At 57.7% G+C, this 20,939-nt stretch carries 22 protein-coding genes and 1 pseudogene; 6 read left to right on the top strand and 17 right to left on the bottom strand.

Going from position 1 to position 20,939, the window contains the following annotated elements:
* Positions 1–17: 17 nt before the first annotated feature.
* The 10 genes and pseudogenes from Q0932_RS06000 to trkA form a co-directional block, all read right to left on the bottom strand.
* Positions 18–524 (bottom strand): plastocyanin/azurin family copper-binding protein, encoded by a 507-nt coding sequence (locus Q0932_RS06000; protein ID WP_299350524.1) that lies wholly within the window; start codon positions 522–524, stop codon positions 18–20.
* 10 nt (positions 525–534) lie between these two features.
* Entirely contained in the window at positions 535–753 is a 219-nt protein-coding gene (locus Q0932_RS05995) for a hypothetical protein (protein WP_299350522.1), read from the bottom strand.
* Between the two features lie 6 nt (positions 754–759).
* Positions 760–1,050: a hypothetical protein gene (locus tag Q0932_RS05990; protein WP_299350520.1), complete on the bottom strand. Its 291-nt coding sequence runs from the start codon at positions 1,048–1,050 to the stop codon at positions 760–762.
* A 55-nt stretch (positions 1,051–1,105) separates the two neighbouring features.
* Positions 1,106–1,465: pseudogene (locus tag Q0932_RS05985) on the bottom strand (imelysin family protein); the annotation flags it as partial.
* 15 nt (positions 1,466–1,480) lie between these two features.
* Entirely contained in the window at positions 1,481–1,918 is a 438-nt protein-coding gene (locus tag Q0932_RS05980; protein WP_299350519.1) for a hypothetical protein, read from the bottom strand.
* 32 nt (positions 1,919–1,950) lie between these two features.
* On the bottom strand, positions 1,951–2,109 hold the full coding sequence (locus Q0932_RS05975) for a hemin uptake protein HemP (RefSeq protein ID WP_299350517.1): 159 nt from the start codon (positions 2,107–2,109) through the stop codon (positions 1,951–1,953).
* Between the two features lie 453 nt (positions 2,110–2,562).
* Entirely contained in the window at positions 2,563–3,834 is a 1,272-nt protein-coding gene (hflX, locus tag Q0932_RS05970; protein WP_299350516.1) for a GTPase HflX, read from the bottom strand.
* Positions 3,834–4,073, bottom strand: a complete 240-nt coding sequence (gene hfq / locus Q0932_RS05965) for an RNA chaperone Hfq (RefSeq protein ID WP_008204623.1) — start codon at positions 4,071–4,073, stop codon at positions 3,834–3,836. Before hfq ends, hflX begins: the two co-directional genes overlap by 1 nt.
* A gap of 184 nt (positions 4,074–4,257) precedes the next feature.
* Positions 4,258–5,718 (bottom strand): potassium transporter TrkG, encoded by a 1,461-nt coding sequence (locus Q0932_RS05960; RefSeq protein WP_299350513.1) that lies wholly within the window; start codon positions 5,716–5,718, stop codon positions 4,258–4,260.
* Between the two features lie 61 nt (positions 5,719–5,779).
* Positions 5,780–7,156 (bottom strand): Trk system potassium transporter TrkA, encoded by a 1,377-nt coding sequence (trkA, locus tag Q0932_RS05955; protein WP_299350512.1) that lies wholly within the window; start codon positions 7,154–7,156, stop codon positions 5,780–5,782.
* A gap of 132 nt (positions 7,157–7,288) precedes the next feature.
* Here trkA and Q0932_RS05950 point away from each other — a divergent pair, with 132 nt between their 5' ends.
* Together Q0932_RS05950 and Q0932_RS05945 are read left to right on the top strand one after the other, a co-directional pair.
* Complete coding sequence (locus Q0932_RS05950) at positions 7,289–7,756, top strand: hypothetical protein (protein ID WP_299350511.1); 468 nt, start codon at positions 7,289–7,291, stop codon at positions 7,754–7,756.
* Between the two features lie 16 nt (positions 7,757–7,772).
* On the top strand, positions 7,773–8,210 hold the full coding sequence (locus tag Q0932_RS05945; RefSeq protein ID WP_299350509.1) for a hypothetical protein: 438 nt from the start codon (positions 7,773–7,775) through the stop codon (positions 8,208–8,210).
* A gap of 7 nt (positions 8,211–8,217) precedes the next feature.
* On the opposite strand, the gene Q0932_RS05940 is transcribed toward Q0932_RS05945, so the two are convergent.
* The 5 genes from Q0932_RS05940 to dusB form a co-directional block, all read right to left on the bottom strand.
* The gene (locus tag Q0932_RS05940) at positions 8,218–9,645 is read right to left on the bottom strand and encodes a sigma-54 dependent transcriptional regulator (protein ID WP_299350507.1); all 1,428 of its coding nucleotides are present in this window, start codon (positions 9,643–9,645) and stop codon (positions 8,218–8,220) included.
* Between the two features lie 16 nt (positions 9,646–9,661).
* On the bottom strand, positions 9,662–11,905 hold the full coding sequence (locus Q0932_RS05935) for a PAS domain-containing sensor histidine kinase (protein WP_299350506.1): 2,244 nt from the start codon (positions 11,903–11,905) through the stop codon (positions 9,662–9,664).
* 104 nt (positions 11,906–12,009) lie between these two features.
* Entirely contained in the window at positions 12,010–13,374 is a 1,365-nt protein-coding gene (locus Q0932_RS05930; RefSeq protein WP_299350505.1) for a response regulator, read from the bottom strand.
* A complete protein-coding gene (locus Q0932_RS05925; RefSeq protein WP_299350504.1) occupies positions 13,374–14,459 on the bottom strand; it encodes an ATP-binding protein in 1,086 nt (361 codons plus the stop codon). The genes Q0932_RS05930 and Q0932_RS05925 overlap by 1 nt, the downstream gene beginning before the upstream one ends.
* Positions 14,456–15,457: a tRNA dihydrouridine synthase DusB gene (gene dusB / locus Q0932_RS05920; protein ID WP_299350503.1), complete on the bottom strand. Its 1,002-nt coding sequence runs from the start codon at positions 15,455–15,457 to the stop codon at positions 14,456–14,458. The genes Q0932_RS05925 and dusB overlap by 4 nt, the downstream gene beginning before the upstream one ends.
* Before the next feature lie 159 nt (positions 15,458–15,616).
* Here dusB and Q0932_RS05915 point away from each other — a divergent pair, with 159 nt between their 5' ends.
* From Q0932_RS05915 to Q0932_RS05900, 4 genes are all read left to right on the top strand, one after another.
* Positions 15,617–16,759 (top strand): bifunctional 2-C-methyl-D-erythritol 4-phosphate cytidylyltransferase/2-C-methyl-D-erythritol 2,4-cyclodiphosphate synthase, encoded by a 1,143-nt coding sequence (locus tag Q0932_RS05915; protein WP_299350502.1) that lies wholly within the window; start codon positions 15,617–15,619, stop codon positions 16,757–16,759.
* Positions 16,756–17,247: a phosphatidylglycerophosphatase A gene (locus tag Q0932_RS05910; RefSeq protein ID WP_299350500.1), complete on the top strand. Its 492-nt coding sequence runs from the start codon at positions 16,756–16,758 to the stop codon at positions 17,245–17,247. Before Q0932_RS05915 ends, Q0932_RS05910 begins: the two co-directional genes overlap by 4 nt.
* On the top strand, positions 17,244–17,714 hold the full coding sequence (locus tag Q0932_RS05905) for a CinA family protein (RefSeq protein ID WP_299350499.1): 471 nt from the start codon (positions 17,244–17,246) through the stop codon (positions 17,712–17,714). The genes Q0932_RS05910 and Q0932_RS05905 overlap by 4 nt, the downstream gene beginning before the upstream one ends.
* A 162-nt stretch (positions 17,715–17,876) precedes the next feature.
* Complete coding sequence (locus Q0932_RS05900; RefSeq protein WP_299350498.1) at positions 17,877–19,058, top strand: ammonium transporter; 1,182 nt, start codon at positions 17,877–17,879, stop codon at positions 19,056–19,058.
* 72 nt (positions 19,059–19,130) lie between these two features.
* Here Q0932_RS05900 and Q0932_RS05895 read toward each other — a convergent pair whose 3' ends face one another.
* Both Q0932_RS05895 and Q0932_RS05890 read right to left on the bottom strand, forming a co-directional pair.
* The gene (locus Q0932_RS05895; protein ID WP_299350496.1) at positions 19,131–20,429 is read right to left on the bottom strand and encodes an MmgE/PrpD family protein; all 1,299 of its coding nucleotides are present in this window, start codon (positions 20,427–20,429) and stop codon (positions 19,131–19,133) included.
* Positions 20,430–20,469: 40 nt separating this feature from the next.
* Complete coding sequence (locus tag Q0932_RS05890; RefSeq protein ID WP_299350495.1) at positions 20,470–20,913, bottom strand: type II toxin-antitoxin system RatA family toxin; 444 nt, start codon at positions 20,911–20,913, stop codon at positions 20,470–20,472.
* Between the last annotated feature and the right edge of the window lie 26 nt (positions 20,914–20,939).

Genomic DNA, 20,939 nt, shown 5'->3' with positions numbered 1-20,939 from the left:
TTGCGTCGCTGGCCGCGTTACTTTTCTTTCCAGTCTTCTTCCATCTTGGCAAACAACTTCTCGAATATCTGTTTGCCGACATCGCTGACCTTGCCGTATTCGATCTGGTCGATGTTAGGTTCTGGCGTGCCCACAACGACCAATGCATACATGCCATGGCGCCCATGCACCTTGCAGCGAAAGCCGTAGATACCGGGTTTATCCAGCACGACTTTGGCTTCCGGTAGATGTTCGATATCGATATAGTCGGCCCCTTCCGGCCACATGCCCTCAAGCGACGTCACCGTGTGATTGCCGGTCGAGTTCAGAAAGCGGATCGAGTCACCCGGTTCGATCCACAGGTAGTCTGGCGCAAAGCGGTAGATTTCTTCCGGTGTCATGGCTGAGAGGTCTATCAACTGATCGATATCATAGGTTTCAGCATGAGACGCGGCCCAAGCGATGTCAGACACAAGGCCGTTAGCGCGGCGCCCAATATGTTGCGTTTCAAAGTCTTCATCCTTTTCGTGTTTCCAGCGCAGCACTGCGCCGGGACTACTGACCGGGGGCCAGCTCAGTCTTTACTTGCGTCATCAGAACGGCTTCGGGGTTGGTCAGGTCCGGGTATTGCTCGCGTACGATATCCGTGACGGCCTGCGGATAGGTGCGGAACATCAGCTTTACATCAACCGCAATCGGAAAGGCGGTGTCAGCCGGCAGTTCAAAGACCTCATCTCGATGCCCGCCTGCCGGTATCTTCGTGTCTTCCGGCATCTTCTCTTAGCGCCAGAATACAAACCCAACAGGGTCGCCGTATTTGTCACCAAAGACCTTGCGGAAGAAACGTGCAGAGGGGTCGAAAATACCTGCGTCACTCATCTTGCCGCTTTCCAGAACCACCGCGCCCGACGCATCGCGCACTGTAATATCCAGCCAGACCTGACGGAAATCGGCCACTCCGGTGGGCAGCGCATGTCCGGGGCCGGTATTGGCCACGCGCACGTTCAGATGGCCCTTGGGCGTAAGGTTGGTTTCAAACTCAGCTGCTGTTTGCAAAAGCTCGATGTTCATCTCTTTCAGCCGTTCGTTGCGTAGCCCGACAAGGTGGTAGTTCGCGCCCGTAAACTGATGGGCCACCATAGCCGTCATCAACATAGTCGATCAGGCCTTCGTCCAGGGGCCATGCGTTTACCTTGCCTTCCCAGTCATCCACGATGGCATTTCCAAAGCGATAGACCTCGGTCTGCTGATAAGGCACGCGTGCTGCGAGCCAGGCCGTCTTTGCCGCTTGCAGGTTGGTCTCGGTTGGCTCTGCAACAAGTGTGTTCACCGCAGCCTGAAGCGCTTTGGCAGTGGTCAGGCTGTCGGCGAACTTAGCCTCGGCAATGTCGGCATAGGTGCTCAAGACATCAGCTTTGGTGCCTGCCATTGCGCTCGTGCCCAAGCCAAGCCCGATGAGCGTGGTTGCGAGGAGTATACGTTTCATGTGTTTTCTGTCCCGTTAGTGTAGGTTTATGACGTTGTTTGTTTTGTGTGTCGTTTTTGGTGTGAGTGTTGTCAGGCGCAAGGCCGCGCCCAGGTTTGCTGCAAGTCCAATCATGCAGGGCGCAAAATCCGGGCGCACAATCAGCATGGCGATTAGCATTGCGTCTTCATGCGCGCCCTCACCTGCCGCGGCGACAAAGTTCGCGAAACAGCTTTCGTCTGCCCCAAGGCATTTGCAGGCTGCATGGTGTCGCGCCAAAGGTCTGCGCCCGTGGCGGAAACACAGATCGCACAGTTGGGCAAGCGTGTCGCCGATGGCCTCGGCGTTGTCCTTGCCAACCTGATACCCTAGGCGGTTCTGGAACGACCGCATGGACTCCGGACCGTCGCACCAGGCCCGCAGTCCTCGGACCGCACTCTCGGCAACCGGGTCGAGCTCGCTGACGAGCCCCACCGGAGCTGCCCCCCTTGTTTGCGCCGGGGATGTCATTTTGTCAGGATCAACTTTCCTGCGCGGGTGATGCGCAAGAAGTATGCCTGATCTCCCAGACGAATTTGGGCGAGGCTCCCGCCTTGGGTTAACTCTTCGGCCATCCAGGCCGGGACACTGCTGATGGTCGGAGTTTGTGCAATTGTCGCGCTCATTGCTGCTTGTCCTCTTGTCGGTTTGCGATCCTGTTGAGAAGCGTCTCAAAGCACCAGTCATTTGGCCAAGGGATCTCGGTCAACACGTCAACGAGGCAAAGCTGGTCCCGATCATTATTGCGGTCTCTACCGTCTAACTGTCTCATCATGCCCTGCGTCCGCCAGAATGGTGAAAATGCGAGTCGTTCTCGAATTCCCATAACCTGAGTTATTTAGTCAGTTATGTAAATCCGATTATTTTTGTCGGGTATTATTTTTTGCGAAGCGATAGGTTCTCATAATGTGAGTGCAGCGTCGTGATCCGAGTGGGGGTATTGCTATTGCCGTTCGACGCGACAGGCGATCCGCCTGATCGGCGGACACCTATCAGATACGCAATTGGGTTGTGTGGGGGGGGGCGCTATTTGGGAGGTCAGATTGAGGGCCAACTCCGGCCCGATTGCCGATAGCTGCTTACAGGCCCTCGAACTTGCGCGCTTGGCGGGCAGTCCAGCGTACCCGCAGGTGAAAGCCCGTCTCGTCCTGGATTTCTTCTTCAACAACGCCTTCCTTGAACAGCCATGCGCGCTGTTTGCCTTGGGCAAAATCGAGATCCAGGACCTCTTCGGTCTTATCCGCCGCCAGAGCCTTGGTAATGGCCTCAAAAAGGGCTTCGAGCCCCTCTCCAGTCACAGCGGACACGGCAAAGATTTCATCATCGCGGTCGGCCCGCGCCCGGATAGCCTCGCCCTGTTCTGGTTCCAAGAGGTCAATCTTGTTCCAAACTTCAATCTTTTTTGCGCTGGATCCAACGCCAAGCGAGTTCAGGATGTCGTGCACATCTTCGGACTGCATTTCTGTGTCCGGATGGGCAATATCGCGCACATGCAGGATCAGATCGGCGGCCAGCACCTCTTCGAGGGTGGCTCGGAACGACGCGACCAGTTCGGTGGGTAGATCGCTGATAAACCCAACCGTGTCTGACAGGATCACTTCGGGGCCGTCCGGCAGCTCGACCGCGCGCATTGTCGGGTCGAGCGTGGCAAACAGCATGTCCTTGGCCATAACGTCTGCGCCTGTGACATGGTTGAACAGTGTGGATTTCCCAGCGTTGGTGTAACCCACCAGAGCCACGATCGGGAACGGCACTTTGGCGCGGGCTTTTCGATGCAGCTCGCGCGTTTTCACGACTTTGGACAATTGCCGGCGCAGGCGTACCAGTTGGTCATCAATGGCGCGGCGGTCGGCCTCGATCTGGGTTTCACCCGGTCCGCCCACAAAGCCCAGACCACCCCTTTGACGTTCAAGGTGGGTCCAAGCCCGCACGAGGCGCGTGCGTTGATAGGACAATGCCGCCATCTCAACCTGCAGCACACCCTCGCGAGTGCGCGCGCGATCCGAGAAAATCTCAAGGATCAGCCCGGTCCGGTCGAGCAGTTTCACTTTCCACGCTTTTTCAAGGTTGCGTTGCTGCACAGGTGTGACGGGACCGTCGATCAGGACAAGTTCAACATCATTGGATTTGAACAATGCGCCCAGTTCTTCGATCTTACCGGATCCAAACAACATGCCCGGATGGGCCTTGGGCAGCTTCACAACCGTGGCGCCCACAACTTCCAGCTGGGCCAGTGCATCGGCAAGCGAAACGGCCTCTTCCAAAGCGAAAGAGGCCTCACGCCGTTGATCGGCGCCGTAAATATCGGGATGCAGAACCCAAGCTCGGGTAACCTGCGCTTCGTGCTCCATCAAGAGGCGTCTTCACCCTCATAAAGGCTGATCGGCTGAGCCGGCATGATGGTTGAAATAGCGTGTTTATAGACCAGCTGGCTTTGACCATCCCGGCGCAAAAGCACACAGAAGTTATCAAACCAGGTAATAACGCCCTGAAGTTTCACACCATTGATCAGAAAAATCGTTACAGGAACCTTCGTCTTACGGACGTGGTTTAGAAATGCGTCTTGGAGATTTTGTCGATCCGAAGCCATCGCGTTTGCCTTTGTTCTTGTTGGGTGCCACGGGTGCAATAGAGGCGATTATGTAATGCGCTCTGCAGAGTTTCCACCCCTAAAAGCGAGATCACGCCGCCGTTACCCCGAAAACCGCATCATTTGAGCAACAAAATTACCTAAACGCGCCGAGCACGACCGCTAAATCAGCCCGATGTGGCGGTTATCTGTTCCACAAATCAGTCGACATCAACGCGATAATGGCCAAGGTCTCTAGCCGCCCCAGAACCATCGCCGCACATAAGACCAGTTTCAGCCCACTGCTCTGTGACACCAGATCAATCGGGGTCTCGGCGGCGACCTCAACCAGCGGGCCCGTGTTGGTCAGGCTGGCAATCGCCATAACCAGCGCATCCTCGAAGCTGGCTCCAAAACCGGCCAGTGCAATGGTGACAAAGGCCAACGACAAGGCAAACAGCATGAAAAACACCCAAGCGATCTGGGCGCCCTTTTGGCGGATGCGGCGCGAGGCCTTGCTTTGGCCCACCACCATCGAGGGGTGCACAAGGCGCTGAATTTCGCCAAGGCCCTGCAAATACAGCACATAAACACGCAAAAGCTTGACCCCACCGGCCGTGGTCGCAACCCCACCTCCGACAATGGCCAGCCCCATCAGGATCAGGCCCGGCGTGTTCAATCCGGACCAGTTTTGCGCCGCTTGCCACTCGGCGCTGGCAAAGCCCGTCGTGCTCAGGAAACTCAAAACTGTAAAAACCGATCCCCAAGCCGCGCGCACAAAACTCGTGGCGTCCTGCAAGTCGTCAATCTCATAAGCTCCGACCCAGTGACGCAGGAACAGGAAGGTCGGAACAGCCACCACAATGACCAATCCCAAGCGAAATTCGTGATCTTTCAGCACTGACTCGCGCCGAACGGCACCGGTGTCTGCGGAAAATGTTGTGCGCGACAGGGCAAACAACATGAACAAGAACAACACCACTTCTCCGCCCGCGCCGGCCTTGGCGTTTTCCAAACCACCCACTGGTGAAATTCCGCTTGTTGCCATCACCGACATGGCGTGCATCAGGCCTGTCAGCCCCTCTTCGCCCAGCACCATCAGCATGATCCAGACCATCGCAGTCAGACCGGTATAGATTGGCACCAAGGCGACACAGCCACGCTGCCACCGCTTCATCGGATGCGCGGCCCCAACGTGCGCTTGCGTGCTTTCGTCAATCCCAGGGTCGGCGCGGGTCGTGACTTCGAAGCCGCCAAGGCTGAGGGGTGCAAAGACCGCCGCCGCCGCAATCCACATCAACAATCCACCCAGCCAGCCGACAAGACCGCGCCACAGCTGCAAAGGCGGTGACAGACGGCCGGGCGTGTCAAACAACGTGGCGCCGGTGGTGGTGAAGGACGACAACATCTCAACATAGGCGTTAAGGTATGTGGTGGTCGCCAGACCCCACCAGAACGGCAAGGCCAGGACAAGAGGCAACACGGCAAAGGCCAAGAACAGAGAGATCAAGAAATCTACGGTGCGCGGGGCGCGGCCCGTATCGCTGATCGCAAGGGCAATAAGCCCAAAGAAGAAGAGAACAAGGATCGCGCTGTATAGAAAGGCTCGCCCTTCATGCGATTCATGCAGCACCCCGGCATAAACAGCCGGGACCAGCATCGCCATACCTGCCAGTCCGAAGAACAGCAAAAACAGGGGCAATCGGGACAGGCGCGCGAACATCAGATCAGAAGAAGTCGATCGAGACCTGCAACAGGCGCTCAACTTCTGGAACGTCCTTGGCCATCGCAAACAGGGCGATGACATCCCCCTCTTCGATGCGTGTGCCGCCCTTGGGTTTCAAAACCTTGTCACCTTTGAGGATGGACCCGATCAGCACACCCTCGGGAAAGTCGACATCGCGAACCTGTTGACCTGCAATGGGGGACGTCGATAGCACTTCGGCTTCGATGATCTCGGCCTCGGCGTCGCCAATTGAATAGACGTCCCGCACCCGACCATGCCGGATGTGACGCAGAATCGAACTGACGGTGGTGGCGCGCGGGTTGATATAGGCATCAATGCCCAATGGCCCCATCAAGGGTACCAGCGTTGGGTCATTGACCAGCGCCACGGCCATCGGACAGCCGCGTGACTTGGCCCGTACGGCCGCCAAGAGGTTGACCTTATCGTCATCCGTGACGGCCAGCACCGCGTCTGTGCGGTCAATTCCAGCCTCAGACAGGATCGCGGCATCCAAACCGTCCCCGTGAAGGACGATGGTGCGTTCCAGTGCTTCGGCAGCGCGCTCGGCCACTTTGCGGCTGCGCTCAATCACCTTGGCTCGGATCCGAGTAGCGCTTGCTTCCAGTTTCTGGGCGACCATCAGACCGACATTCCCGCCCCCAATCAACAAGACTCGATCTTGTTTTTTCTGATCCTTGCCAAAGACTTCCAGTGTACGACTAATGTCTTCTTGGATAGTAAACACGTAGATCTCATCGTCGACAAACAACTGGTCACCCGGCTCGGGCGCAAACAGCGTACCCTTACGCCGCACGCCAACCACAACGGCCTGTAGGGTTGAGAAAAGGTCGGTTAACTGACGCAATGGCGTGTTCACCACAGGACACCCTTCGTCCAGTTTCAGGCCAAGCATCTGAACCCGGCCTTCCAGAAAGGTTTCCGTGTCAAAAGCCGCCGGTGCGGACAGGCGTTTTAACGCCGCCTCTGCAACCTCTTGCTCGGGTGAAATCACCACATCGATGGGCATGTGATCCCGCCGGTAAAGGTCAGAATAGATCGCTTCGAGATAAGACTGACTGCGCAATCGAGCAATTTTACGTGGAATGGCAAAGACCGAGTGCGCGACCTGGCAGGTCACCATATTGACCTCGTCGGAATAGGTCGCGGCAATGATCATGTCGGCATCATTGGCCCCTGCCCGGTCTAGAACATCCGGGTAGCTGGCAAAACCGGCAATCCCCTGTACGTCCAGTGTATCCGTCGCACGGCGCACAAGATCGGGGTTGTTGTCAACAACGGTGACATCGTTGCGCTCGCCCGAAAGGTGGCGCGCAATCTGCCATCCAACCTGACCGGCGCCACAGATAATAACCTTCATGACATGCCTCTTTGGATTGGGCCTCTTCGGGTGTTCCCAAGGCATGACAGAACCCCCCGCCAAGGTCAAACACAACCATTGACCGCACCCCCTGCAATGCGCTTTCATTCCCACAGTTAAAGGAAGTGGTTCATGCGGGTGTATCTGAGGTTTCTGAGTGTTCTAACGGTGTCTGCCCTGATTTTGACGGGCTGTACCAGCAATAGCTATCAAGCGTTTCTTAAGCCGGGCGCAAGTGTCGACCGTGTAAACCGGGACCGTGCGGAATGCGATGTCGAGGCAAATCAACTGTTTCCAGCTGCCAACTGGCCCAACACCTACCCCACTGCGACGGTGGGATACTGGGGCGGCGGCTGGGGTGGCGGTATCGGGATTGTCCATACGTCAGACGTCAATTCGGGGATGCGCAATCAGCATCGCAATCAGTGTATGCGGATCAAGGGCTATGAGCCTAATACATTCCCACGCTGTACGAGTGAGCAACTGGCAAGCGGCTCTTTCGCGCCAATCACGCGTTCTCCGCAACCCTCACCAAGTATTTGCGCTGTGACACTCGAAGGTGGTGGCTGGACGCTGATCGACCTTTCGAAACCTTTGTAAGCCAAGGATCATCTTTATGAAACGACCCCTTTCGATCTTGGCTATCTCGGCAATGCTGACGGGCTGTTTGGAATACACGCCAATGTACAAAGTCGGCGCAACAACACAAGAAACCAACGTAACTCGCGCTCAATGCAATACATTTGCCGCCAACACCGTTCCGGTGATTATCGTCCGCGATTGGATTCCCATCTTTGGCGCAAATGGTAGGGTCGTCGGAGGGTACTATGAGACGTACGATGCAAACGAAGGCCGTCGTTTCAGCGTGCAACGTCAATGCATGGAACAACAAGGCTACGAACGCGTGTCCATTCCTTACTGTAAGGAAGAACAGATCGCCGGGCGCGGCTACAAGCCGCTAACCACCTCACCGCCCATCGGGCCATCGATTTGCGCCGTTAAACAGGACGGTGGCGGCCGCGTACTGATCGACCTGAACCAACCCGCGAGCTAGGCCTGTATTAACTGGCTTCAGCTTCGGCGTCCGCCTCGTCCCCACCTTCGACGTGGGCGACACGCGCACCGGACTTGTTCGACGTCACCACACCCAGCGATTTCAGTTTACGGTGTAGCGCCGAGCGCTCCATGCCGACAAAATTGGCCGTGCGGCTGATATTGCCACCAAAGCGATTGATTTGGGTCAGCAAGTACTCACGCTCGAATGCTTCGCGGGCCTCGCGCAAAGGCAAGGTCGCCAAGGCACCAGACAGCACCACACGCCCCTCTTCGGCGTCGCCCTCGGTGTCACCGGGCAGCTCTCGTGCTTCAATCGGGCCGCTACCGTCGCCCAGGATCAACACGCGCTCAATCAGGTTCTTCAGCTGGCGAACATTGCCCGGCCACAGCATGGTCTGCATCAATGCCTCTGCCTCTTCCGACATCTCTCGCAATGGCAAGCCCTGGCTGGCGTTAAACATCTCGATGAAATGCGACGCGAGGACAGGAATATCTTCGCGGCGCTCCTCCAGAGAGGGTACCGGAATTGGCACGACGTTCAGTCGGTGGAAAAGCTCCTGACGGAAAGTTTCGGCCTCAATTTCGGCCTCAAGGTTGCGCGTGGTCGAAGAGACAACCCGTAGGTCGACGCGCACCTTGTCGCTGCCCCCAACCCTTTGAAATTGTTGATCCACCAGAACACGCAGGATTTTGGATTGCGTAGCCATCGGCATGTCCGCGACCTCGTCAAAATAGATCACACCACCATTGGCCTGTTCCAGCAGTCCCGGCTCGACACCGCGCTCACCGCTCTCACGCCCAAACAACAACTCTTCAACCCGGTCCGGCTCCATCCCGGCGCAGCTCACCGTGACAAAGGGCGCCGACGCCCGGTTTGACTTGGCGTGGATGTAGCGCGCGGCCACTTCTTTTCCGACACCCGCCGGTCCTGTCAGCATCACGCGGCCATTGGATTTGGTCACTTTGTCCAACTGGCTGATCATCGTGCGGAAAGCCGAGCTTTCGCCTATCATCTCAGTCGGGCGCGTGTCCTGACGTTTGAGTTCAAGATTTTCGCGGCGCAGGCGGGACGTCTCCATCGCGCGGCGAATGACCACCAGCAACTGGTCGATGTTAAAGGGCTTTTCGATAAAGTCGTACGCCCCTTGCTTGATCGCAGCGACTGCGATTTCGATATTCCCGTGCCCCGAAATAATCACCACCGGCACATCCGGATAGTCGCGTTTGACCACTTTCAGGATATCGATCCCGTCCATGTTGCTGTCTTTCAGCCAGATATCGAGGATCATCAGCGAAGGCTGTTCCGACGTGACCTCGTGCATGGCCTGATCGGAATTGCCCGCCAGTCGCGTGGAATAGCCCTCATCCTCTAGGATGTCCGAAATCAGTTCTCGGATGTCCCGTTCATCATCGACAATCAGAATATCGCTCATCTCAACACCTCAGTTCTTATTCTTGTTCGTCTGCATCAGGGCTCGCGGCCAGCGGCAAACGAATGACAGCCATCGCTCCGGCATGGGCATTGCCCTCAAACACCGGTGCGTCCTCAAGGATCAGGCTACCGCCATGTTCCTCAATTATTTTCTTCACGATCGGCAGGCCCAGGCCTGTGCCCTTTTCGCGCGTGGTGACATAGGGTTCAAACAGGCGTGCCCGATCCTGCGGCAACCCAATGCCGTTGTCTGCGATGCGGATCACGGCGCGCCCGTCCTCTACGGTACAGGAGACATGTACCATTGGAACGAGCCCGGCTGGCGCGCCCTTTTCCTCTAGGCTTTCAATAGCTTCACCTGCGTTCTTCAACAGGTTCGTCAAGGCCTGAGAGATCATTGTCTCATCCAGATCCGCCATAAGCGGACCATTGCAGATCTCTTTTTTAAACTGCACCTTGGGCTGTCCGGTTTCTTGCAGCAACACGATGCTGGACAGGGTTGGGATCAGATCAATAGTGCGGCGTTCAGGCTCGGGCATACGAGCAAATTTTGAGAACTCATCGACGATGCGGCGTAGATCGTTGGTCTGACGAACGATCACTTCGGTCATCTGCTCCAGCTTGTCACTCTCATCCCCCACACACGAGGCAAATTTGCGCTTGATACGTTCCGCCGACAGCTGGATTGGCGTCAAAGGGTTCTTGATTTCATGGGCAATCCGGCGTGCAACGTCGCCCCACGCGGCCATACGCTGTGCGCTGACGAGATCTGTTACGTCGTCAAAGGCCACAACATAGCCCTCAAGTGCGCCGTCCTGACCGCGGCGTGTGGCCATGCGCACCAACAGGTTTTCCAACCGCCCTGCCCGCGTCACCTTGATCTCGCTCTGAACAACTTCGTCCGTGCCGGTGGACAAACCTTCAAACAGCGCACCAAACTCTGGCACCGCCACACCGATGAACATGTCTTCGTGCGTTTCAGTCCAGTCCAACAGTCGTTCGGCTGAGCGGTTCACAAAGGCCACTCGCCCCTGAGGATCCAGCCCGACCACGCCCGATGTCACCGAACTCAGAACGGAATCAAACAATCGCCGGCGCCGTTCAATCTGGCTGGTGTTCTCCAAGAGCGTCGCGCGCTGTCCTTTGAGTTGACGCGTCATCTGGTTGAAGTAGCGGCCCAGCATGGCGATCTCATCATCACCATCCTCTTCGACCACCTGCACATCGAGATCACCCGATCCAACACGCTGCGCCGCCCCGGCCAAACGCCCGACAGGGCGCGCAAGACGTTCTGCGAACCAAAGCCCCATCCAGATTGCCGCCAGAATCAGGATCACCGCAAAGCCCAGATAGACAAGGCCGAACTCGAACAACAGACGACCGCGCTCACTCTCAAGTTGGTTATAGAGTTGCGCTGTGGCCTTGGTCTCATCCAACAACGCAAAAATCTGCCCGTCGACCGCGCGGCTTACATATAGAAACCGGTCCACAAAGGCATCTAGGCGCACCAACGCTCGTAGCTCATTGGCTTCGAGATCACGTATCACATGGCGTCCACTTTCTGTGGCCAGTGCGATTTCGTCTTCGGTTGGACGCGTGTAGTTGAACAGGTAAGACCGCTCGCCACGCGCCCGCAACTCACCCGTCCCGTCAATGACATAGGCCTCTTTCAGGCCGCGTTGAATTTGTCCCTGTCCAGCCGCCAAAAGCACGCGGAGATCGCCGTCATCCAGAAAGAACGTCTGTCGCCGGTTGCCGTCCAAAAACTGGGCCAACGCGTCGGCATCGGTCTGGAGGTCGCGAACATGCTCTTCTTCATATGCCTCGGCCGCAGAGACCGAGTTGCCAACGGCCAGGCTAACCCGGTCTGAAAACCACCCCTCAAGGCCAGTATTCACAGTCAGCACAGCAAAAATCGCGACCGTTACTGTCGGCAAGAGTGCCAGAATCGCGAAAGCCCCGGTCAGGCGCATGTGCAACCGTGACCCTGCAGAATGCGACCGGCGTGATGCCACGATGCGCACGACCTTTTGCGCCACAAGGGCAGCGACAGCCATCACGTAAACAAAGTCGATCAGCAGAATAAGCCGCAATGACGACGAAGACGGCCCTTGGTTCATCGGCCCCAGAACAAGGAACGTCGCAAGCACCAAAACGGGCCCCAACGCGACCAACGTCCAGGTGGCAATATTTTGCACACGCCGCTGTCTGCGCAGTCTGCGCAAACGGGTCCAATGACTGGTTTTTGCCAGGGTGTTCACCCGACTTCCTCAATCGATTCGCGCCCTCGAAAGAACGCACCGCCAATGTTTTTCGGGCCTTATCCTGCCTCACTGAGGCAAATCGGCCACGCTATGTGGCAGTTTTACATCAACTTGCGGCGCCGTGTCACGTGAATATCCAGATCGGTGATCTTTTTGCGCAAAGTATTGCGGTTGATGCCCAGAAGATCGGCACATTTAGCCTGATTTCCTCCGGTGGCATCCAGTGCAATTTCAATCAACGGCATCTCAATCTCGCGCAGAATACGCTGATACAGACCGGCAGGCGGCAGCATATTGCCATGCAGATCAAAATACCGACGCAAATGGCGCGCCACCGAAGCGGACAGTTTCTCGGTATCCTCTCCCCCCAAGAGCGGCCCAGCTTGTGGCTGCGAGCCCAAAACACCTTCGGCTTCGGGCAGCGAAACCTCTTCGGCGCGCGCGGTCAGCACCAGACGTTTCACTGCGTTTTCCAACTGCCGCACGTTGCCAGGCCAACTATAGGCACGGAACAGCTCAATGGCTTCTGAAGAAAAGACACGCATCGGCGCCCCGTCTCGTTCTGAACGAGACAAGAAATGTGCGACTAAAAGCGGAATATCATCAACCCGCTCACGTAAAGACGGCACATGGATCGTAGCGCCATTCAAACGGTAGAACAGATCTTGCCGCACAGTTCCTTTGTCCATCGCGTCCGCCAGATTGCTCTGGCTGGTCGCAATAAACCGAGGGGCATGTTCACCGGGGCCATCGATCATACGAACAATGCGCGCTTGCACCTCGTCGTCGATGTCACCGATTTCGTCGAACAGGATGGTGCCGCCCTTGGCCTTGGCCAGCACACGAGCAGGTCCTTCGATATCGGTCAAATCCGAAGCAGTCACCACGACAAACGGCAGCGTGCGGCGGTCTGAAAAATCATGAATCTCTTTGGAGATCAATGACTTACCTGTGCCACTTTCACCAGAGATCAACACGGGCAAGTCGGTATTCATCACCCGGGCAACCAGCCGGTAAAGCGCCTGCATGACCGGCGTGCGCCCAACCAAAGGCAACTCGTCCGGACGATCCCCATCCGCCTGTGGCGTCGTGGGTACACGCCGTTTAACCTCGAGCGCCTTGGACGTGCGTTTCATCAAGTCGGGCAGGTCAAAGGGTTTCGGCAGGTAGTCATAGGCTTCGGCCTCGGCCGCTTGAATGGCGGTCATGATGGTGTTTTGTGCCGAAATCACGATCACCGGCAGTCCCGGGCGGTCCTCGGAGATCTTGGGCAACATTTCCAAACCATTGCCATCCGGCATCATCACGTCGGTGATCACCACATCGCCTTTTCCCTCGTTCACCCATCGCATCAGCGTTGTCAGGGATGATGTGGCATGCACCTTGCAGCCGGCGCGCGTCAGCGCCTGCGTTAAAACTGTGCGGATCGTGCGGTCATCATCCGCAACAAGAACGGTGCCATCCATCAGAGGCTCTCCTTCGTGGGAAGTTCTGCCTCGCGAGGCAGACGTGGTAGGGAAATGCGGAACACGGTGCGGCCGGGCGCGGAATCCACCGTAATCAACCCGTCATGATCCGAGATAATTTTGCTGACCAAAGCCAGGCCTAATCCGGTGCCGTTCTCACGACCGGACACAAACGGGTCGAACACGTCGCCCCTGATGTCCTGTGGCAAGCCGGGACCGTCATCGATCACCTCGATCTGCAAGGGCAAGGCCTGCCCACTGCCATCCGATCGGCGCAGGCGAAACGAGTGTTCGTAGTAGGTTTTAAGCCTAATTAACCCTTTATCCCCAGCGGCTTCCGATGCGTTCTTCAACAGGTTCAAGATCACCTGCAGCAGTTGATCCGCATCGCCTTGCGCCAAGGGTAGCGAGGGGTCGTATTCTTCGACGATGGTCATATGCGCGCCAAACCCGACAACGGCCGAACGCCGCGCGCGATCCAGCACGTCGTGGATGTTCACCGCCTGTTTTTGCGGTGGCGACAGATTGCCGAACTGCTCAACCTGTTCCAGCAGTTTTACGATGCGCCGGCTTTCTTCAACAATCAGATCCGTCAGTTCAAGGTCTTCCGGCGAAAGGTTCATCGACAAAAGCTGCGCCGCGCCAGTGATCCCCGCCAGCGGATTCTTGATCTCGTGGGCCAGCATCTCTGCCATGCCGATGGCCGATTTGGCAGATGACTTCACCCCTTGTGAGCGCGTCAGACGCCCGGCCAATTCGCGCGAGGTGATCAGGATCAACATATGCCCTGCTTCGCCAGACACCGGGGCAATCTGCAAATTGCCCTGTACGGGCGGCCCTTCTCCTGTGCCGATATCTGCGTCATTGACAAAGATCGGGGTGCCGTGGTCGCGGGCGCGTTCCAAGGCCTCTTCCAACGGTGCATCTACGGTGATCTTGTCCCAGACCGGAACTCCACGCATAGATTTGGCTGAGGCGTTGAGAAAGCTTTCTGCCGCTGGATTGATTTCGGCAATCAGATCGTTCTCATCAACCAGCACCGCCGGGACTGGCAGTGAGTTCCAAATGGCTGGGGCGTCACTCATGCGGCATCCTTTCGGTCGTCATCACCGAACAGTGCATCGGGCAAAAGGGCCAGAACCTCCTTGGGTGAGCGCGACGTCTGAACCCTTCGACGCAACTCTTTCGGGGTTCGCGCATCATCCATGTACCATCCCAAATGTTTCCGCGCGACGCGGCTACCAAGGTCTACTCCGTAGAAGCTCAACATCGCTTCGTAGTGGCCTGAAACCATGTCCACGAAGTGATTTCCAATTGGAATGTCAGGGGCTTGCGTGCCAAAAACCTGATGCGCCACGTCAGCCAGCAACCACGGGCGGCCTTGAGCACCGCGTCCGATCATGACCCCGTCCGAACCCGATTGCGCCAAAGCTTTGCGCGCCGTGTCGACGCCCAGAATGTCGCCATTGGCAATCACAGGCACTGAAACAGCCTCTTTGACCTCGCGAATTGCAGACCAATCGGCGGTGCCTTTGTAAAACTGACAGCGGGTGCGGCCATGAATGGTCACCATCTGGACGCCCGCCAGTTCGGCCCGACGTGCGAGTTCGGCTGCATTGCGCATGTGATCGTCCCAGCCAAGTCGGGTTTTCAGAGTGACCGGGATTGAGATCGCCTGCACCACCGCCTCAATCAGGCTTATCGCGTGGTCGAGATCTTTCATCAGAGCTGAGCCTGAGGCCCCTGCGCCAGAGCTTGAGGTCACCTTTTTCGCAGGGCACCCCATGTTGATATCAATGAGCCGCGCGCCGTTGGCTTCGATCTGGCGGGCGGCTTCGGCCATCCAATAAGCCTCGCGCCCGGCAATCTGCACCGAGGTGTTGGCCTTGTCATATCCCAGTTCGGCACGCTCGCGCACACCGGGCTTTGACTGCACCATTTCCTGACTGGCGACCATTTCCGACACCACCAGACCCGCCCCAAAGGACGAAACCAACTCGCGGAACGGCAAGTCAGTGATTCCGGCCAACGGGGCCAGAAGGACCGGCAGGTCCAATTCTATGTTCGCAAGACTCAAGGTCACCTGCTCAATCCTTGTGCAATGCCCCTGTGCTAGCCGGAAACCAGACGAGCCTCAATGAATACTCGCCCCATTTTGTGGCAAATTTCCACCATTGCCTAATTTTTAATCAATTACCAAGGGTCGATTGCCTCTCAGACACGCAGGATTTAGATAGACCCCATGACTGAAACGCCCAGAAAAATCGCCGCGCTGCTTGTGGCCGCAGGCAGGGGAACGCGCGCTGGCTCGGGTGCGCCGAAACAATGGCGCCTTTTGACGGGGCGACGTGTTGCGGATTGGACCATTCAAGCTTTTGAGGACCACCCTCAGGTGGATGAGATTCTTGCCGTCACCCACGCCGATGATGAGGCTGAGGCACTCTCTCTAGACGTGCCTTACGTGCATGGCGGCGCGACACGAGATGCGTCAGTGCGCGCCGGGCTTGAGGCGCTAGAAGGCCGTGGCATCACCCACGTTCTGATTCACGATATGGCCCGCGCGGGCGTCACGTCTGCAATCATCTCCGATGTAATCACAGCGCTGGACACTACGCCCGGAGCAGCCCCGGCTTTAGGCGTCACTGACGCGCTTTGGCATGGTGAGAATGACCACGTGACCGGCACCCAAGACCGCACGGGCCTGTTTCGCGCCCAAACGCCACAAGGCTTTCATTTCAATGAGATACGCGCCGCACATGCGGCCTATACCGGCATGCCGGCCGACGATGTTGAAGTGGCGCGTGCAGCGGGTCTGCAGGTCAGCATCGTATCCGGTGATGAGGCCAACTTCAAAATCACAACGCCCGGCGATTTCGCCCGGATGCAACGCATTTTGCGAGGAACTATGGATATACGGCTAGGCAACGGCTTTGACGTGCACGCCTTTACGGATGGAGATCACGTGACGCTGTGCGGCGTTCAGGTTCCGCATACGCGTGCACTCAAGGGCCATTCGGATGCGGATGTTGGCATGCACGCGGTGACAGATGCGATTTATGGCGCCCTGGCCGAAGGTGACATCGGTCGGCACTTCCCCCCGTCCGAGATGCAGTGGAAAGATGCCGACAGCGCGATCTTCCTGCGCCACGCGGTTCAGTTGGCGTCGGATAAGGGCTATGCCATCTCTAACATCGACTGCACATTGATCTGCGAACAGCCCAAGATCGGACCGCATGCCGCTGCGATGATGGCGCGCATGGCAGACGTCATGGGTCTGCGACCGGATCAGGTCTCGGTCAAGGCAACCACAAGCGAGCGGCTGGGCTTTACGGGCCGCGAAGAAGGGATTGCGGCGATTGCCACCGCGACATTGGTGAAAACATGAGCAAACTGATCGCAACCGTCTTTGGTGTTGGCCATATCCGCCCTGCCCCCGGTACCTGGGGTTCAGGTGTCGGCGTTTTGATGGCGCTGGCGTTGCATTACATCGGCGGCTTTCCCTTGCTTGCCATTGCCACGGTACTGGTCTTTTTAATCGGGTGGTGGGCCACCGCCGAAGCAACGCGTGGCGCTGAAGATCACGACCCCAGCGAGATTGTCATAGACGAGGTTGCGGGCCAGTGGATTGCCCTGTTGCTGGTCAGCTACGGCGCCTGGCATGCAGGATTGGATCCGCTCAAACTCTATCCCGGGTGGATCGCCGGCTTTGCCTTGTTTCGCTATTTCGACATCACCAAGCCATGGCTTGTTGGCTGGGCTGATCGGCGTGGCGACGCGCTGGGTGTGATGCTGGACGATGTCATCGCGGGCATCATGGCGGCGATCTGTACCGGGTTATTGGCCTTTCTGTGGCACGGAGTCTTTGGTGTATGAGCCTTGCGCGCGACGTTCTAACCGCTTGTGAGGCCAAGGGCTTGCGCGTGACGGCTGCTGAAAGCTGCACAGGCGGCATGGTCATGGCTGCGCTCACGGACGTCGCCGGATCGTCTGCCGTGGTGGACCGTGGCTTTGTCACCTACACGAATACCGCCAAAACCGAGATGTTGGGCGTGCGTGAGGCAACCTTGGCCGCCGTAGGTGCCGTTTCCGAAGAAGTGGCCCGCGAGATGGCGCTTGGCGCGCTGGTCAACAGTGATGCTGACCTCGCCGTGTCCGTTACGGGCATTGCCGGACCCGGTGGGTCCGAGTTCAAACCCGAGGGGCGCGTGTGCTTCGGGATCGCGACACGCAACAGCTGCGAGGTCGAAACCGTCGAGTTCGGCGCGCCGGGGCGTGACAAGGTGCGCGAGGCCGCACGGAATCACGCATTGAAGCTTCTTCTCAGTGCCGCATCCGCCTAGCGGCGCGAAATCAAGCACTGCCCAAGCTTAGGCGCCCATTTTTTGGGCACTTTGCAAAACGCCCATGTTTCAGGCGCACTCAAAGCCGTTTGCATTTTTAATTCGCCATCCTTTTGCGCTTTGTGACGCTCAAATCATCACAAATACGGAAAGGAAGGGACAATGAACGGAGCGGACACCGCCTGGATCATCGTGGCGACAGCCTTGGTCCTGTTCATGACACTCCCAGGTCTGGCACTGTTTTACGGCGGGCTTGTACGAGCGCGCAACGTGCTCAGCGTCTTTATGCAAACCTATGCCATCGCCTGTTTGATGAGCATTCTGTGGCTGGCCTTTGGCTACACAATCGCCTTTGGCAGCGGTGAAACCGGCCTTTGGGGCGGCCTTGGCAAGATGTTCCTGATAGGTGTCACAGCTGACAGTCTGTCGGGCACCTTGCCCGAGGTTTTGTTCTTTGCCTTTCAAATGACCTTCGCGATCATCACACCTGCGCTGATCGTTGGTGCTTATGTTGAGCGCATCGGTTTTGGCTTCGTGCTGTTGTTCTCTGGGCTCTGGATGCTCTTGTGCTATGCCCCCGTGGTGCACTGGATCTGGGGCGGCGGAATGCTGGCTGATGGCGGTATCTTTGGCGAGATCGGCGTGCGCGACTTTGCAGGCGGCATTGTGGTGCATGAGACTGCAGGGATCGCGGCATTGATCGTGGCCGTGTTCCTTGGACCGCGCAAGCATCGCACGACACCGCCGCACGCGCCTTGGATGGTGATGATCGGCGCAGCCATGCTGTGGGTCGGTTGGTTCGGCTTCAATGGCGGCTCGCAACTGGCAGCCGATGGTGGCGCGGCAATGGCGCTGACCGTCACACATATCTCGGCCGCGACAGCCTCGCTGTCATGGGCGCTCTGGGAGCGTATCAAGTACGGCAAAGCCTCGCTAGTAGGTCTGGTCACCGGCACCATCGCGGGTCTGGCCTCGATCACCCCGGCGTCAGGCTTTGTTGGCCCGGTCGAAGCCCTGGTAATTGGTGCCGTCGCTGGCATTCTCTGCCAAGAGGCCGTCAACGTGATCCGCAACATGCTGAAAATTGACGACACGCTGGATGTCTTCGCGGTCCACGGTGTCGGCGGCATCTTTGGCACAATCATGATCGCGGTGTTTGGCCAAGGCACATGGGCCGCACAACTGGGCGGTCTGGCCGTGGTTGGCGCATTTACGGTGGTTGTGACCGTGGTGCTGGTCAAAGTCGTGGCCCTGATCACGCCGCTGCGCGTCGACGCCGAGACCGAGGTAAATGGTCTCGACCTCAGTGCCCACGGCGAACGGGCTTACGACTGGAATTCCTGACGCGCGAAACTCAGGACGGACAGAAGGCGGACCTTGCGGGGTCCGCCCTTTTTTGTGTCTGCGCGCGAGCCATCAATCCTGGGATTGCAGAACTTCCATAAATCGTCTGGCGCTGGGCAGGTTTGGGCTTGTGATCTCTTCCCACAGAGCATCCGACAGGTCCGCACCTATCAAGGCATGGGATTTTTCGCGCACGCGGGCTTTGCGAGTGGCAAAATCCGCCACATCGGCCAGATCATGGTGCGCTGTCTCGACCTTACCACCGGTCTGAACCTGAACCACCGCTGCCGTATCCGCCAGCTCAGAGTCTCCAACCACGGTGATCTTGTCGCGAAGCTCTACCACCTCGGCACTGAGGATGACATTTTCTTCAAAGCTCTGATCCGTGGTCAGTGGCAAGCCAAGCAACGACATAGCCCCCGTCAGGGTCAAGCTGAACTTGGCCTCAAGCCGGGTTTGGGGTGCCGGGATATTGCACACATCCAGCCAGCGCGGATGCACGGCAATCTCAACCGCCTCGACCGCTTGTCCCTGAAAGCCACGCAACGCCTCGATCGCGGCGTGCGTGCCGTGGCAACAGGCATGCAGCTTGTGCGATACCGCAGGCCACAGGTAACCCTTTGCGTCAAAAGCGGTGGCATCGCAGATACCGCCATGCATCACGCCATAGCCCAGAGGACCGTCCAGCGCCGCCGGGTTAGCCTCGACCCCGTAAGACACCGCCATCAGCGACTCAACAGCCCCGGCTGCCGCCATGCCCGCATGATAGGGTTTGGCCATCGTGCCAAAATGCGCCTTGAGGCCCCCGGCCCGGCTGCCTGCAAGGGCCACGGCCTGAGCGACTTCGGTGGAACTCAGATCTCGCATCAACGCAGCGGCGCCGGCGGTGGCGCCAAATATCCCTGCCGTGGCAGTTTGGTGGAACCCGGCCTCGTAATGTGGACGCCCCAGCCACAGACCGGTGCGAATGGCCGCCTCTGCCCCGACCACAGTCGCCCTGAGAGCCGCATCAAGGCTTTCCTCCTGATCTTCGGCCACCGCCAGCACGGCGGGCAAGACAACGGCGCTGACATGTCCGATGTGGGCAAAATGCGTATCGTCGTAATCCAGCGCATGACCCAACACGCCATTGACCATTGCCGCACCACGCATGGGCAGCTGGATCTTACGGTCGATCACGCTGGCCACGCCATATCCACCGTTGCTGTGCTCCATTGCCCAGGCTGCGATCGCGACTGGTTCCGCCACTGCGGCGCGGGCCACGCTCGCCCAGTCCAACAAAGACAGGCGCATGACGTCCAACACGTTGTCCGTTAAGGCATCTTCGTAAGTCTGAAAGGCATATCTGGCGATCTTCTCGGCTGTGTGCATGGCTCACCTCTGGTTTTGAGGCGACTGTGCACCCCTGCGCCTAGCCGTACAAGTCCTTGGCCCGTTTTTCAAAGGCCGCCACGATCCGGTGCATCGCCTCGTTAAAGACCAGCCCAATCGCCTTTTGCAGGATCACGTTGCGAAATTCAAAATCCACAAAAAAGGACACATCGCATCCGCCTTCAACATCCTTGAAATCCCACGTGGATTTCAGAAACTTGAACGGACCATCCAGATACTCTGTATCCACAGACCGCGCGGCGTCGTGCAACAGCACCCGGCTGCCAAATTTTTCCCGGAACACTTTGAACGAGATCACAAGGTCAGCCAGCATCTCTCGCGAGTTTTCTTTGGGCGTCACAGAACGAATACGCGCGGCGGCACACCACGGCAAAAACTGTGGATATAACGCGACATCCGCCACCAGATCATACATCTGTTGGGCGGTATACGGCAGGGTGCGGGTTTCAGAATGGGTTGGCATGGCCTGATTTCACATGGACAGTGGCC

This window comes from uncultured Shimia sp., from assembly GCF_947498095.1.
Taxonomy (GTDB): Bacteria; Pseudomonadota; Alphaproteobacteria; order Rhodobacterales; family Rhodobacteraceae; genus Shimia.
Note: the sequence above shows the minus strand (reverse complement) of the source record. Positions and strands in the feature narration are given on the sequence as shown.

Excerpts from the sequence above, each read along its gene's own strand:
- Q0932_RS05995 (WP_299350522.1), bottom strand. The coding sequence starts at position 753 with ATGCCGGAAGACACGAAGATACCGGCAGGCGGGCATCGAGATGAGGTC.
- Q0932_RS05990 (WP_299350520.1), bottom strand. The coding sequence starts at position 1,050 with ATGAACATCGAGCTTTTGCAAACAGCAGCTGAGTTTGAAACCAACCTT.
- Q0932_RS05975 (WP_299350517.1), bottom strand. The coding sequence starts at position 2,109 with ATGAGCGCGACAATTGCACAAACTCCGACCATCAGCAGTGTCCCGGCC.
- hflX (WP_299350516.1), bottom strand. The coding sequence starts at position 3,834 with ATGGAGCACGAAGCGCAGGTTACCCGAGCTTGGGTTCTGCATCCCGAT.
- hfq (WP_008204623.1), bottom strand. The coding sequence starts at position 4,073 with ATGGCTTCGGATCGACAAAATCTCCAAGACGCATTTCTAAACCACGTC.
- Q0932_RS05960 (WP_299350513.1), bottom strand. The coding sequence starts at position 5,718 with ATGGCGATGCTGGTCCCGGCTGTTTATGCCGGGGTGCTGCATGAATCG.
- trkA (WP_299350512.1), bottom strand. The coding sequence starts at position 7,156 with ATGAAGGTTATTATCTGTGGCGCCGGTCAGGTTGGATGGCAGATTGCG.
- Q0932_RS05950 (WP_299350511.1), top strand. The coding sequence starts at position 7,289 with ATGCGGGTGTATCTGAGGTTTCTGAGTGTTCTAACGGTGTCTGCCCTG.
- Q0932_RS05945 (WP_299350509.1), top strand. The coding sequence starts at position 7,773 with ATGAAACGACCCCTTTCGATCTTGGCTATCTCGGCAATGCTGACGGGC.
- Q0932_RS05940 (WP_299350507.1), bottom strand. The coding sequence starts at position 9,645 with ATGAGCGATATTCTGATTGTCGATGATGAACGGGACATCCGAGAACTG.
- Q0932_RS05930 (WP_299350505.1), bottom strand. The coding sequence starts at position 13,374 with ATGGATGGCACCGTTCTTGTTGCGGATGATGACCGCACGATCCGCACA.
- Q0932_RS05925 (WP_299350504.1), bottom strand. The coding sequence starts at position 14,459 with ATGAGTGACGCCCCAGCCATTTGGAACTCACTGCCAGTCCCGGCGGTG.
- Q0932_RS05915 (WP_299350502.1), top strand. The coding sequence starts at position 15,617 with ATGACTGAAACGCCCAGAAAAATCGCCGCGCTGCTTGTGGCCGCAGGC.
- Q0932_RS05910 (WP_299350500.1), top strand. The coding sequence starts at position 16,756 with ATGAGCAAACTGATCGCAACCGTCTTTGGTGTTGGCCATATCCGCCCT.
- Q0932_RS05905 (WP_299350499.1), top strand. The coding sequence starts at position 17,244 with ATGAGCCTTGCGCGCGACGTTCTAACCGCTTGTGAGGCCAAGGGCTTG.
- Q0932_RS05900 (WP_299350498.1), top strand. The coding sequence starts at position 17,877 with ATGAACGGAGCGGACACCGCCTGGATCATCGTGGCGACAGCCTTGGTC.
- Q0932_RS05895 (WP_299350496.1), bottom strand. The coding sequence starts at position 20,429 with ATGCACACAGCCGAGAAGATCGCCAGATATGCCTTTCAGACTTACGAA.
- Q0932_RS05890 (WP_299350495.1), bottom strand. The coding sequence starts at position 20,913 with ATGCCAACCCATTCTGAAACCCGCACCCTGCCGTATACCGCCCAACAG.